At 48.9% G+C, this 14,127-nt stretch carries 7 protein-coding genes; 2 read left to right on the top strand and 5 right to left on the bottom strand.

Annotation, left to right across the window (positions count from 1 at the left end; translation table 11 throughout):
* Window positions 1–12: 12 nt before the first annotated feature.
* Both H2P46_RS19870 and H2P46_RS19875 read right to left on the bottom strand, forming a co-directional pair.
* On the bottom strand, window positions 13–984 hold the full coding sequence (locus tag H2P46_RS19870) for a ParB family protein (protein WP_193406568.1): 972 nt from the start codon (window positions 982–984) through the stop codon (window positions 13–15).
* Entirely contained in the window at window positions 981–2,183 is a 1,203-nt protein-coding gene (locus tag H2P46_RS19875) for an AAA family ATPase (protein WP_193406569.1), read from the bottom strand. Before H2P46_RS19875 ends, H2P46_RS19870 begins: the two co-directional genes overlap by 4 nt.
* A gap of 1,274 nt (window positions 2,184–3,457) precedes the next feature.
* Between H2P46_RS19875 and H2P46_RS23105 the strand changes: the two genes are divergently transcribed.
* Window positions 3,458–3,619, top strand: a complete 162-nt coding sequence (locus H2P46_RS23105) for a hypothetical protein (RefSeq protein ID WP_238939043.1) — start codon at window positions 3,458–3,460, stop codon at window positions 3,617–3,619.
* A 90-nt stretch (window positions 3,620–3,709) separates the two neighbouring features.
* On the opposite strand, the gene H2P46_RS19880 is transcribed toward H2P46_RS23105, so the two are convergent.
* From H2P46_RS19880 to H2P46_RS19890, 3 genes are read right to left on the bottom strand one after another with little or no spacing between them, the layout of a single operon-like run.
* On the bottom strand, window positions 3,710–5,026 hold the full coding sequence (locus H2P46_RS19880) for a TolC family protein (RefSeq protein WP_193406570.1): 1,317 nt from the start codon (window positions 5,024–5,026) through the stop codon (window positions 3,710–3,712).
* A gap of 4 nt (window positions 5,027–5,030) precedes the next feature.
* A complete protein-coding gene (locus tag H2P46_RS19885; protein WP_193406571.1) occupies window positions 5,031–6,251 on the bottom strand; it encodes a beta-barrel domain-containing protein in 1,221 nt (406 codons plus the stop codon).
* The gene (locus H2P46_RS19890; RefSeq protein ID WP_193406572.1) at window positions 6,244–8,469 is read right to left on the bottom strand and encodes a type I secretion system permease/ATPase; all 2,226 of its coding nucleotides are present in this window, start codon (window positions 8,467–8,469) and stop codon (window positions 6,244–6,246) included. Before H2P46_RS19890 ends, H2P46_RS19885 begins: the two co-directional genes overlap by 8 nt.
* 565 nt (window positions 8,470–9,034) lie before the next feature.
* Between H2P46_RS19890 and H2P46_RS19895 the strand changes: the two genes are divergently transcribed.
* On the top strand, window positions 9,035–13,834 hold the full coding sequence (locus tag H2P46_RS19895) for an Ig-like domain-containing protein (RefSeq protein ID WP_193406573.1): 4,800 nt from the start codon (window positions 9,035–9,037) through the stop codon (window positions 13,832–13,834).
* The last annotated feature ends 293 nt before the right edge of the window (window positions 13,835–14,127 follow it).

The raw sequence follows: 14,127 nt of genomic DNA on the forward strand, positions 1-14,127 counted from the left end.
CTCCTGTTAGCTTTACTTTATCGTCCCCAGTATTTCCCTGATTGACGCGTCAATTTTCTCGGCGATCTCTTTTGGTAAACGACTAAATTCATATTGTACTGTGCGCTTCTCGTCATTTGTCTTACGGCGCGCATAAGTATTTGCGGTACTAAAGGTGGCCAGTTTTTCTGTGACCGTTTTGTTGGTCGGTACGGAAACTTTTAGCTGACGCTTTGCGGATTTAAAGAGACCAAGGATCATCGCTTTCTTTTCGTCAGTATTGGTGCTCTCTGGCAGCTCAGCTTCAGTGATTTTTTTCTGAATCTGAGCAGCAACATCGTTTACCTCAACAGCTTCGGCTTTGGCTTCTTCCCAGACATCCAGTAACAACTGGTAGTCTTGTAGCGTCAACTCTGAAACCACCGGGAACATCTCAATGAATTCAGCCGGAACCGCGGCAGCCTGGAAAGCACGCGTCACTTTGGCGTTCGAGATACCCTCAGCTTTGGCGATCTCACTCTTGTTCATGCCTCCTTCATTCATCAGCTTAAAGCGCAACCCTAGCTCTCGTAAGTTGTGCTCTTTTGCCGTCTGAATGTCGGCAGCAAGCTGGCGGGCGTCACTCATATCCAGTTCGTCGGCGGTTACTAATACTTCAAGGCTGGCACCGGAGAACAGGCATGCAGCGCGACGACGCGAGCCATCCATAATTTCGATGCGATTACCCTTGATACGGCCTATCGCTGGGAAAAACTGCTGCAGCGTGATAGTACGCGTAATGTCTTTAACCGATTCCGCGGTCAATGTGCTCTGGTCACGCCCATTAATCTGTGGATCGACATAGGTTTTCGCTTCTATATCATGATGCGGGATCAACTGGCGGACAAAAGTCGCCGTTTTTTTCGATTTCAGCGTAAACACGCGCGAATGGTTGTTGCTATCAATGATGCTGGCAATAGCGGACTCGCCAAGGGTACGTCCGATGCGCTGTATAGGCTTGCTCACAGGGTGCTCCTGATATATTCAATACGATCAAAAACAGCCCGAGAGAACTGCTCAGCTTCATGTTTAGCTTTACGTAACGCATCAGCGCTACCGGGATAAGATGACGGATTGGCGCTAATAACCGTATCAAAGGATTCGCCACAGCGCTCAAAACCGTCCAGTCGCGGCAAACTACAATCAAGCATGGATTTGGTAAAAACTTCGCGGGCATAGCTTTGAGAAGTCAGATGGTCATGCTTCGATGTCATCTTCGACATAAAGCCGATATTGCCTTTTAAACGCGGTTCCACGCCTTCTGATTCGATACGCTCCAGCATTTCTGGTAAGCGCGTCAAATATTTCATTGTTGAATGGAAATCGACCTGGGCAGGCGGTGTTGGCGTCAGTAATACATCGCTGGCAGCAATTGCATTGAGCATAAACGCGTCAAGATGTGGCCCTGTATCAAGGAAGATGAAGTCATAATCCCCTGCCAGCCGATCGATAACGTTACGCCGTAATACATCCGAAGGCGCGACGCCGGGAAGATGCTTCGCTACCAGCTCTTCCCAGTCACTCGCCACAAAGCCATCGTCGATGAAAGCAGGTATGACATCAACGCCAGGCATAACGGTCGGCTTAATAAACTGACTGCGCAATTGTTCTGTATCGAGATCATTAAGCATGGCTTGTGCAGCCGTCTCTAACACCGAGCCGATGCTATTGGTGTGACTCAAAAACATCGTGCTTGATGCCTGCGGATCGAGATCAATCACCAGAATACGCAAATCATTGTGCAGCATCGCCGGATGCGCGCGCATACCATGCGCCAGCGTTACGGTGCTAACCGTTTTGGACACACCCCCTTTCAGGCTCACCACAAAGACCACAAACGGGCCTTCATGTTTATCACGATATTTTGGCACTTTACGGTGTTGATATATATCGACGATATTCTGGATAGTCAGAGCGTATTGTGAAGTGCTGCCGGTTTGCCGCTTTCCAAACTGATACCCGGCCTCTTCCATGTCATTAATTGCCGCTACGACAGCGTGTTTACTCAGTAACGGCATATTGGCAACAGCATTGCGAGAAAACGTTTGGTAAAAGCCTGTCTGATTAAATTCCTGTCGCTGCTGTTCAATATGACTGCTTAATCCATGTAGCATGGAATTAGCTCGCGTAGCCATTTCTAGCACACCACCATAATCACGCTTCATATTCGCCTCATCGATAAATTTTTCCGCATACTACACAAAAAGCCGTTATCTGCCAATTTCTCAGAAAAAAACTAAAAAATTGGATTTTTCTCAAGCAGGTGAGCTTAATTACTCAATACGGATGGATGGATTAGGCTGGATAAATAAGCAGGAATATTCATACATACCTTATCTGTCCGAAAAGGCTGTAATTTTTATAGTTTGTATTTCATTATTCTCTGTCGCCTTAAGGCTGTCATAAGAATCTGTCTAAAAATCTATCAATAATCTAATTTTCTGTGTCTATTAATAGTTATTTAGCACGGTCTCGTCTATTCGCTTGATTTTCTATTTATTACTTCAGCAAGCGTTATAAGCGTAGTTCCACGTTATAGTGGTATTTAGATTACAATCCTGCATCAGGACAACTGACCACATTACATTCGCAAAAACGGTTCAAGCCATGGTGTTTTCAGCATGAAAATTTTTTTAAAAATCATTATAAATCATCTAGTTGAGGATGAAAATATTTGGTGAAAACTTCCCGACAGTGCCAGCCTGAACGCGAAGTGATGTTATCAGAAAAGACGAAATAGAGTGGTGAAAGTCAGATATGACATCTGTTTATCTTCAACGAACTTTTCAGAGACAACAGGCCGTTATAAATCGATCACCCAGATCGCGCACCCCGTGCTTTACGTCTGGGGAACTCTATTAATCCGTGAAATCTGTTTTATATGATTTAGTCAACTGCAAAGAGCGTTAGCATTTAATATTTTCTGAGTTTACAAAAATAGCGTCCAGCTTTTTGATTTCTCAAAGCAGTAGGCTTATAAGCACGACGTGTTGGTTAGTCTGTTCGATATGTACAAACATCAAACTTAGAGCGTTTTATAAACCGGTTATATCTTCAATGAGTTAATGAGCAAGGGCATATAACATTATGTTCCCTTCAGCGCTTCAGTAACGTTTCTCAACGCTTCATATGGAAAACAGGGTGTTTTCATCGTGAAAATTACAAAAAAATATTATTTATTCATATAGTTAAAGGTAATTCTTGCTGGTGAAATTCTTTGAAAGCCAATAGGTTGAATCACGGTATAAAATGGGAATTAGCGTTCAGGTTTTTTAAAAAGAACATACCCTCTGCATGGATGGCTTCCTTGAGCCGTAATAATCTACAGCCTGCTGCCAGCTGCATAATGATTTTCCCCGTTACGTTTAAAACAGGAAAAACCCGATGCGTTCAGCCTTGATACACAAGCTCCTCTGATCGGCGTCCTATTACTCAGCATATGGAAGAGGGTGATGTGTCCCCAGCAGAGCTGTTTTATCTGCTGTTTGCAAAAAAACAATCAGGCCCGAATTTCAGCGAGCTGATCACATCAATGCGACAGCACCAGGCAACGCTTCTGTCAGTATTGACTAACGACGCTTTGTTTACACGGGCCGACTAAAATTCGTTTAGCCATTTAATATAATGCGGTGTATATGCCGGGAGGGCAGAAAAAACACCCAAGCCATAGTCTTAGGTGTTTATCAGGGATCTAGCGGGGATGGATATTAAGCCATTCGAACAGCATATTGGCCATGGCGATAAGCGTAATATTATTGCTGTAAACATCATGCTCAGCATTAACGGCGGCAATATGGTTGTTGTAGCGGTCGTTTTCGGCGGTCAGCACATCCAGCAGGGTTCTTTTTCCCAAGCGTAACCACTGTTCGTAATAAATCTTACTCACCTTGTCCGTCTCCTGGCTGAGCTTTTTATACTCCCGCGCCTGCATTTCGGCGGTATCCCGACTCAGAGTCAGGTTTTTTATCTGGTACTCCATATCCATACGCGACTGGGTATATTGCGACTTACTGGCCGAAGCACGAGCGGAAGAGGCCAGAATGGCCGCTTTGTCAGAGCCACCAGAAAAAATATTCCACTGCACATTTAGCCCGGTGTACCACTGCTCATCGTTGCCATAGCTGTCTTTAGCCGTATTTTTAGAGACAACCCAGTTGATTTGCGGAAGGCTACCCGCCTTAACGGCGGCAGCCTGATGTTCCGCCGCGCTGCTCTCAGCCTGTGCTTTTAGCAGCGAAGGGTGGTTCGCCAGTCGGCTCATCACCAGCGAAGGAGGAATCGGGCGCATGGTCCAGTCGAACTTTTTCGGGAGCGTAACGGACCGGCCAGTCAGACGAGAAAGTTTTATTTCCGACTGTCTGAGCTGCTCCCGGACTCTTTGCAACGCGGTTTCGGCCGCTAATAGCTTCGCTCTGGCCTGCACCAGCTCGCTGTATCTCCCCCTATCCGTTTTAGTAATTTCGTTCAGCATATTCACCAGCTCGCGCATGCGCTCGACGTAGCGCAGCGTAATGTCCTGATTCTGCCGGTAGCGACTGAGATCAATTAATTCGTTGACCGTGCTGTAGGCGATTTGCTGGCGAGTGTAGTCATATTGATGCACAGACGCTTTGGCCTGCTGCGTCGCACCGTCTATGCTTTCGCTGTTTTTGCCCCAGTCGAAAAGGGTGGTTGTAACGCTTACCGCAAGGCTACTGTCCCCAGGACGACGTTGTCCAGGCGCAGCCCCGCTACCAAAAGAGGCCATCGGCGCGGTAGTGCCCAGCTGTACCTGCGGCCAGCGCTGCCCTTTTACCTGATCGATGTCATAATGCGCCGCGCTGCTGTCTGCATCCGCGACTTTAATTTCAGGGCTGTAGACCAGCGCCTGGTTAATCGTCTGTTCAAGATAGGCGCGGGTACTGCCGCGAATAAGATCGTCTTTGCGTTTCAAATCGCCTGTCGCCAGCGAGGCGGCACAGTCGAAGCTTATCGCCAGTAAGCTTATGATAAAAATGTTCCTTCGCATTGCATTATCTCTCCCTGAATGCTTCACGCGCTTTTAAAACCGGCTTGAGCAGGTAGGACAGGATCGTTTTTTCACCTGTTTTGATCTCCACGCTTGCCGTCATCCCTGGAATAATAGGGAAGCTCTTGTCTTTGACATGTAAATCCGATCCGTGCGTCCTGATATAGACCCGATAGTAGGTCGCATCCTCGCGTCCAGAACGGGCTTTGGTTTCATCGATAATAGTGTCGGGGCTGATGCTCTCGATAACGCCGCTAAGACCGCCATAAATGGCAAAATCGTAGGCAGAGATTTTTACCGTGGCTGGCAGACCAGGATGCAGGAAAGCGACTTCTGAAGGTTTGATCTTCGTTTCCAGTAGCAGATTATCTTCTGAAGGAATAAGCGACATAATCTGGGTGCCGCGTGAGATAACTCCATCAATGGTAGTGGCTTTAATGCTGTTAATCGTGCCTCTTACCGGTGCTGTAATCAGGGCGTATTTTATCACGTCCTTGCGTCCAACCAGCCGTGCTTCAGCCTGTGTTAAATCCGACTCCAGGCGGGTAAGCTCGCTGTTAGCCTCGGAATGGTATTTATTGGTACGATCCGCAATCTGCAGGCGGAGATCGTTAGCCTGACGCCGCAGACGCAGGATTTCCATATCCGAAATCAGACCACGTTTCGCCAGTGGCTCTGAAAGGTTGACCTCTTGCTCGGCGAGTTTCAGGTTGTTCGACAGCGCATTGATACTCTCATCCAATAGCTTGCGCCGCGTCTGATACGCTTTGGTTTCATCCTGAACGATGGTATGAACATCCTGAATTTCCTGCGGAAAGATCAGCGGTAAATCATAGGCTTCCGCGCGCGCACGTGAGATAGCACCTTTAAGGCTGTACGTTTTCGATAACTCTTCCTGGTAGCTCGCTTCCGCGCGGGTGGAATCCAGCTTAAGCAATGGCTGCCCCTTTTCCACCAGATCGCCTTCTTTAACAAACAGCGTCTCCAGCGTGCCGTCTTCAAAGCTTTCAATGATCTGTTCATGGCTGGCGGGGATCACTTTGGCATCGCCTTTGGTTACCTCTTCAACGCGGGCAAAATGGGACCACACCAGCGCTGAGATAACGATGACCACAATCAGCCAGAGAACGGCCATGCTCCTTGGATGCTTTTGCATCACAATCGCGTTTTGCAGATCATCCAGAAACTGCATATCTGCAGACTGCATTTTAGGTTGTTTACGCATTGGCAGCAGCCTCCTGGTTACCTGCCACTCCGGAAGCGGAGCGGACAACGTTTTGCTCGGCGGTGGCCTTGCGCGGTGACTGGCGCAACTTCGCCATAATGACGTCCTTCGCACCGTCTGCCAGGATTTTTCCATCCTCCAGCACGATAATGCGGTCAACCAGTTCCAGCACTGCCGTGCGATGAGTAACGATCACCAGCGTTTTATCCTGAACGACCTTCTTTAGCTGGCCAATAAATAGCGCTTCGGAAGCTGTATCCATCGAGCTTGTCGGCTCATCCATTAATAAGATGGTGGGATCCAGTAATAAGCATCTGGCCAGTGACACCTGCTGGCGCTGCCCACCTGAAAGCCCTTGTCCCATTTCGCCAATCGGCATATCGTAGCCTGCCGGGTGGCGGCGAGAGAGAGCATCGATTCCCGTCAGCCGCGCCACCTCAAGGAAGCGCTCCGTGCTGACAGCAGGATTTCCTATCACGATGTTATGGCGTAACGTACCCTGAAATAACCGATTGTCCTGACATACGTAGCCGCAGGCAGAGCGCCAGTCGGCCGGATCTATCTGATTAACATCCAGCCCGTCCATGGTCATTTGCCCCTGGGTTGGCAAATAGAGACGCGCCAGGATTTTTAACAGCGTCGATTTACCGCTGCCAATGCTGCCTAAGATCGCGACCCGCTCGCCGGGACGGATTTGCAGATTCAGGTCGTGCAGAATGTGTTGCGGATCCTGAATGCCCGTTTTGGGGTAATGAAAGCCAGCCTGATTCAGCTTAATTTCCCCTTTCAGTGGCGGGGTCGGTAAAAAATGGGCCTGCTTATCGCGCTCCGTGGGCATCGCCATAAGCTGATTCAGAGAAGTTAATGCGGTTTTAGCCTGCTGAAAGCGAATCGCCAGATTGACCACTGCCGCCAGCGGCGACAGCGAGCGCCCGGAAAGAATCACCATCCCAACCAGCGCCCCCATTGTCAGTTCCCCTGCATGGATAAGGTACACGCCCCACAGCACGATAAGCACCGTGCATACCTGCTGGACGTAGCTGACAAAGTTGCTGGTCAGGCTCGACAGATAGCGCGTTTTCATTGATGAAGCAGCGGCGAGGGCGCTGAAGTCGTCCCAGCGTTTTTGCATTACTCCTTCACCTTTTGCCGCCTTAAGCGTTTCAAGGCCCACAATGGTTTCGATAACGAGGCCCTGCTTCTGCGAGATTTCGCTGATGTTTTCCTTCATATAGCGCGACAGTGGCCACTGAATAACAATCCCGGCAATAATGATGACCGGTACTGCCAGCATCGGAATAATGACCAGCTGGCCGCCGATCATGAACATCACGCTCAGAAAGAGCAGGCAGAAGGGGAGATCAGAGAGCGTAGCAAGCGTCGCCGAAGAGAGAAAATCCCGGACGGATTCAAACTCGCGCAGCTGGTTGGCGAATGAACCAGCCGACCGGGGTTTGCACTCCATTCTGATGGCCAGGGTCTTGCGAAACAGGCGCGAGCCGACGAGAAGATCGGCTTTTTTCCCGGCGCTATCCACCAGATATGTTCTGATTTGTCGGGAAATAAATTCAAAGCTAATAGCGATGAGTACACCAATCGCCAGTGACCACAGCGTGGCATAAGCGCCTGTAGGCACCACCCGGTCATAAACGTTCATGGTAAAAAAAGTAGTCGACAGTGTCAGAATGTTTGCCAGCAGCGCTGCCAGAGCGGCGCTATAAAAGTACTGCCGGTAGCGCCAGAGGTTAGAAAACAACCAGTGCCCCGCCTGAGAAGCATCGGGTAAAATATCGTCATCTGCTCTGGCTGTTCGCGTGACCCTGGTCTTCGAGAACAGGGCGAATCCGGCGTAACATTCGGTCAGTTCCTTGCCAGTGAGATGGCGAACTTCCACTTCAGTGGGTTCCAGCAGCGAGAAGTGCTCGCCGTCTCTGCCAAGCAGAATGGCATATTCTCCAGTAGCAGTCGCGATAATGACGGGGAAAAGGGAGTCTGCAACACTTAACAAATCTCTTTTCATCCATCCGGCATGAATCCCCACCTGCTCTAACATCCTTACGGCAAAATCCGGCGTTAATTTCTCGCCTCTTGGCAATCCTGCATGGAGCACATCCTGGCTCACCGACTTTCCGTGTTTGTTAACTATCCAGACGACCGCATTAAGCAGGGTATCCTTCCCCGCAGGTGCAGACGAGTGCGTTCTGTTATTGTCTTTCATAATGGGATTTTCGAATCTCTGAAGGTTGGTAATTCCGTTACCTTTATTTATGTGGCAACCCTGGTATTTCTGGTTTAAAGAAGAAATAACATTATTAATATTTTTTATTTAGGTGATTCATCTCATTATTGTTGAGAACTTTCTTTTTTTATTTTTACGGAAAATAAAAGAGCGTTATATCCAGTGAAAGATGATGATGCTCAATATTTAACCTTAATTTATACCTCGTAATTCCGGCCGGAGAAATAATTAGCGTAAAGCAGGGTAATAATATAAACAATTAATCCAAGTGATTAATTCATGATTTCATCATTACGACCATAAACAAATAAATTTACCCCTTTAAAATTAAATAGATAAACAATTATTTACATATATAGCCGCTCTGTTTACCTGATTTTAATAAGAGAAACCTCATAGTTATAGCAGTTGCAGAATATATCAATACGCTTATTCGTCATTTATTATTAAATACAGGCGGCATGTTTTATTAATGCACCTAATTTCTGTATTCACTCACAGAGCACATAGCAAAACCATTGAAACTTGTAACCAGGGATAGATTATGACGATCTCATCGCAAACTGAAAGCATGTTGACGCATGCAAAAAATATGCTTACTGACAAAAATAACATTGTTATAAAAGTTGAATCGTTAACACAGTTAACCATTCAGGCGCCTGTACAGGGCAATATCGTCATTAAAGGCGGAGAGGGAATCACTGCCGTTAAAAATCTCAAATTTGTGCGCCATGGTGACAACTTAACGATCTTTACTGAAGACGGGCATCATCCCGTCGTGGTCATTGAAGGCTATTATGCCCAGGAGCAACTCAGCGACATTTATGGCATTGATGATAAAGACCAGCTCTATACCTGGTCAGGCGCGAACAGTACTTCACAGGTCAGCGCCCTGAGTGATGGGGAAAGCAGTGTTGAGCAGGCTGTCCCTGCTCAGGACAGTTCCGCGCTAGCGGAGGAAACGCAATCCGCAGCGGCTGAACAGCAAGATAACGATAATGATAAAGGTGCCGCTGGCCTGTTCGGTATGTCCGGCTGGGCTGCGGCGGCTGCAGGCATCGCGACCGCAGCTGTCGCTGGAGGCGTTATCGCGGCTTCCCGACACGGTAGCCATACCAGTGGTGATAATGGCGACAGCAGCTCTTCGGAAGCCTCCTCGCACCCCGACAGCGCCACTCATGTTCAGCTAACGGATGAGAAAGGCAATGACATTATCACCTCCAGTACAGTCAACGAAAAGTCGCACCTGCTGATTAGCGGACAGGCGACCCCAGAATGCTCCGTGATCATCAAAGACGGCGATAATGTCCTCGGCACAGCACCGGTGGATGAAAACGGCCACTGGGACCTGCCGCTGGCGCTGAAAAGTGGCGCGCATCAGATTACAACTCAAGTCACCGATAACAGCGGTAACACCAGCGATCCAACCGCGCCTATCAGCATTGACGTGGATTTAACGCCTCCTGACGCCGCACATGATATTACCCTCTCCAGTAAAGACGGTAATATCCTGGAGGGGACAACCACCAACAGCAGCACGCCGACGATTCACGGTAAAGCCGAGCCAGGCACCACGGTAACGCTCAAAGAGGGCGATAAGGTCATCGGTTCCGCTGAAGTGGATCAAAACGGTGACTGGCAGATTATCCCGGCCGACGCACTGGCCGAGGGGGAAAATAACCTGACCGTTGAAGTGACAGACAATGCCGGCAACAGAACATCGTCTGCGCTTGACGTCACTGTCGATACGATCCCACCTTCGGGCACCCTCAGCGACATCCAGATCATCAGCGGTAATAACCCGGATGATCTGCATCCGGTTACCAGCGGACTCACCAATGACAGCACACCAGCGCTGAGCGGCGCTGTTGAGGGGGCTGAAGCTGGCGACAGGGTGGTGATCAAAGAGGGTGGCGTGGTAATCGGCTGTTCTGACATTGACAACGACGGGCACTGGTCATTCACGCCGACATCACCGCTGGGCGAAGGCAGCCATCATCTGAGCGCAGAGCTTCAGGACAGCGCTGGAAATGTGGGTGACGCCCGGCCGGTTGATGTTACTGTCGATACCACGGCTCCTGACGCCGCGCAGGCTATCACTGTCTCAGATAAAGACGGCAACGACCTGGATGGCACCGCCACCAACAGCAGCACGCCGACGATTCACGGTAAAGCCGAGCCAGGCACTACGGTAACGCTCAAAGAGGGCGATAAGGTCATCGGTTCCGCTGAAGTGGATCAAAACGGTGACTGGCAGATTACCCCGGCCGACGCGCTGGCCGAAGGGGAAAATAACCTGACCGTTGAAGTGACAGACAATGCCGGCAACAGTACAACCTCAGATCTGGCTGTCACCGTTGACACCACGCCGCCTGGCGGCACAACCAGCGTAACCATTACCAGTGATGCGGGTAAACTTGTCGATGCTGCTCATCCGACCAATGACACAACCCCGACGCTCAGTGGTCACGTGGAGGGCGCCCAGCCGGGCGACAGAGTAGTGATTAGGGACGGCAATACCGTTCTGGGCACCGCGTCCATCGCTGATGACGGTAGCTGGACATTTACTCCACCAAACGCGCTGATCGACGGTTCGCACAGCATAACCGCAACAGTTACCGACGCCGTGGGTAACGCGGGCACGCCGTCCGCAGCCACAGACTATATCCAGAATACTGTAAAGCCTAATGCAGCCACGGATATTCATGTCACTAACGACGTCACTAATACCGAAGTGCCAGCAAATGGTATCACCAACGATACCACGCCAACGCTGAGCGGTAAAGCCACCGCAGGCAGTACCATCAACATTCTGGATAAGGACGGCAATATCCTGACAACAGTCCAGGCAGATGATAAGGGAGAATGGCAAACGTCTGTGCCTGTGCTGGCAGACGGACTTTATGATGCTTTACAGGTCCAGGTCGTTGATAATGCTGGCAACCACGCTGAAACATCCGTGCCAGCTTTCACAGTGGATACGGTTAACCACAACACGACCAGCATCGAAAGCACTTCCGGTAAAGCGGACGCGACCCCAACGTTTAATGGGCAGGTTATTTTGGCGGATGGTGATACCTACCAGACCGTCACCGTGACCATTAAAGATGATAACGGCGCCGTCATTGCCAGCAATATTCCTGTCAATGCCGATGGCAGCTGGAGCTTCACACCTGACGACGAACATCCACTTACCCCGGGTGTGCATCACATTAGCGCCGTGGTTGTCGATAGCGCTGACAACGAATCGCAGCTGGGTTATCTGAACGGTTCTTCCGATGGTAGCATGACCATCATACCCTCCGAACCTGTGGTTATCTCCAGCAGCGCGAAAGAGGGAGGGGCAGATACCTTTGGCTATTCAATCGCAGCCAGCGACAATTACATTTACATCAGTGCGCCACGAGCAGGCACAAACGCGAACGGCGGTGCTAATTATCAAGGCGTTATCTACGCTATCTCTAAAAACTATGCCCATCTGATTACCCAGAGCTGTGATATTGAAACGCTGCTCGGGAATCATCCTGAAATGGGAATCATCATTCAGAATAACAGTGCCGTACATAACGCTAATGGTGATAATAGTGACTTAGAAGGATATGGTCTTAAAGCGCTAGATGGCGGTTGGGTAGCTATTTACTCTCACTGGAACGACAAAGTGTTCTTTATCAAAGAACCGTTGCCGCAGAATTTGGATCTGAAAGATATTTCCAATGCGCCAGACGGGTATAACGAACATGGTTTCATGATAACCGATAATGACTGGGCTAGGTATTTTGCCTTCAACGTGGGGTCCATTGCGAATAAAGACGGTACGTTGACGTTTCTTATCGGCGATATTGCCTCCGCCAGAGGTGAACACGGCGCTATCACCACCGTCACGTTCGATCCTGCAAACGGCAAATGGGGCAATATAACCTTGAAGGCTGATCCAGCTAATGGTACAGAGCATGCCGGATGGGTTCCTGAAAGCAATCTACCGGAAGGCATGAGCGTGGGTCATATTGACCATGAAGACCGGACGACTACAGGTACGACGCAGAACAACAACTTAGGTTCCGATATTCAGATGCTCGGAGATATTTTGGGCGATGGTCATCAATATCTTGCCATTCAGGATGCTGAATCAGCGAGATTGGGACTGAACGGCCGGGGCACCTGGTACCTTTACCAAGTGCCGGAAACAGGGATGCCAGCTAATCTCAGCCTGGCTGATGTTGATACTTCTCAGATGATTCGTATTAACAATATTGGCTCGGGATATTTAAACGAAATTAATTATCGCCCTACTCCAGACGGCGGTGGTGCTGAGCAGCTTCCACACACTCACAATATCGCGAACCTGGGTGGCTTCAGTAATGACACTGATACAGATATTGCTATCGGATCGTCAACAGATAACTATAAATCGACAAACGGTAAAGTCTGGATCCTCCACGCGAATAAGCTTGATGGCAACATTAACATCGGCGTGAACGATCAATCTCAGTCCTTTGATACCAAATATGGGTATGCCATTGTCAGCACCAATCACGGCGGCGGGCAGGGTTTTGGCCTTAACGTTATCGGAGGTTATGATTTTAACGGCGACAGTATCAAAGACTTAGTGATCAGCGATCCAAACGCTAAGGATCCGAACGGTAATACCACCGGAGCCGTCTATGTCGTTTATGGTGGACACGAAGCCGATTATCAGGGCTATCTTGCCAGCAATAATGGTCAGATCGATATTCAGGATATTCTGGATAAAGGCTGGGGAGAAGTGCATTACGGTAGCGTGAATAATCAGTTGTTTGGCTGGTCGGTTGATGTTGTGGATATGAATGGCGACGGACGTCCTGATCTTATCGTTGGCGCCCCATCATCGACGACAGGAGACAGTAACAGCGATTTGTACAATGGTCAGGTATACGTAATCTACAATACACACGACGATCAGCCTGCTCCGCACGCCATCGATACATTTGCGGCGAATAGCGATACGGATATGGTTAATTATGATGATACCGGCGCGGCGCTGCTGCTCGATGGCGACCATCAGAACATCGATTTGGCGAATCTGACCTCGGCCTTAAAGGGCCATCATAATGTGGATATGTCTGATGGCAACAACACGCTGAAAATGGACAACCGCACGCTGGATGCCATAGCGAGTGAAAACAATGAGGAAAGTACTCCATTGATCGTAACGGGGGAAAACGGCAACGTTGAACTGGGCGGCGGAGCTGAAAACTGGCATTCCAACGGAACGGTGACTGTTGACGGTACGGTTTATCAGGAGTTTCAGAGTAGCGGTCAGTCAGAAGTACTGATTGAAGACCGCGTTCATGTCACTATTCTCTAACATTTAACGTAAGCAGTAAGGGCATAACGTGTAATGCGTTATGCCTTTTTTATTGCTGACTGAAAGCGAAGCCTGAAATCCAGCTCAAGCGACTGGAAGATGACCTTATAGAGCAAGGTTATTGGGAAAAGAATAAATCGACTTTGATAGAGAAGACCGGACTTGTACGACTTATTACACTAATAACGCAGACTCTTGATAATCTGGAGAATATCTTTAACAAAAAGCTTGATCGTATAACTATTGGCATAAAATCAGATGCTAATGTTTTTGTAAAAAAACAGCCACAGTCA

Source organism: Mixta mediterraneensis (assembly GCF_014946725.1).
GTDB classification, from domain to species: domain Bacteria; phylum Pseudomonadota; class Gammaproteobacteria; order Enterobacterales; family Enterobacteriaceae; genus Pantoea; species Pantoea mediterraneensis.

Bases quoted from the DNA above. Each gene is read 5' to 3' on its own strand.
- H2P46_RS23105 (WP_238939043.1), top strand. From the start codon at position 3,458: ATGGAAGAGGGTGATGTGTCCCCAGCAGAGCTGTTTTATCTGCTGTTT.
- H2P46_RS19895 (WP_193406573.1), top strand. From the start codon at position 9,035: ATGACGATCTCATCGCAAACTGAAAGCATGTTGACGCATGCAAAAAAT.
- H2P46_RS19875 (WP_193406569.1), bottom strand. From the start codon at position 2,183: ATGAAGCGTGATTATGGTGGTGTGCTAGAAATGGCTACGCGAGCTAAT.
- H2P46_RS19890 (WP_193406572.1), bottom strand. From the start codon at position 8,469: ATGAAAGACAATAACAGAACGCACTCGTCTGCACCTGCGGGGAAGGAT.
- H2P46_RS19880 (WP_193406570.1), bottom strand. From the start codon at position 5,026: ATGCGAAGGAACATTTTTATCATAAGCTTACTGGCGATAAGCTTCGAC.
- H2P46_RS19885 (WP_193406571.1), bottom strand. From the start codon at position 6,251: ATGCGTAAACAACCTAAAATGCAGTCTGCAGATATGCAGTTTCTGGAT.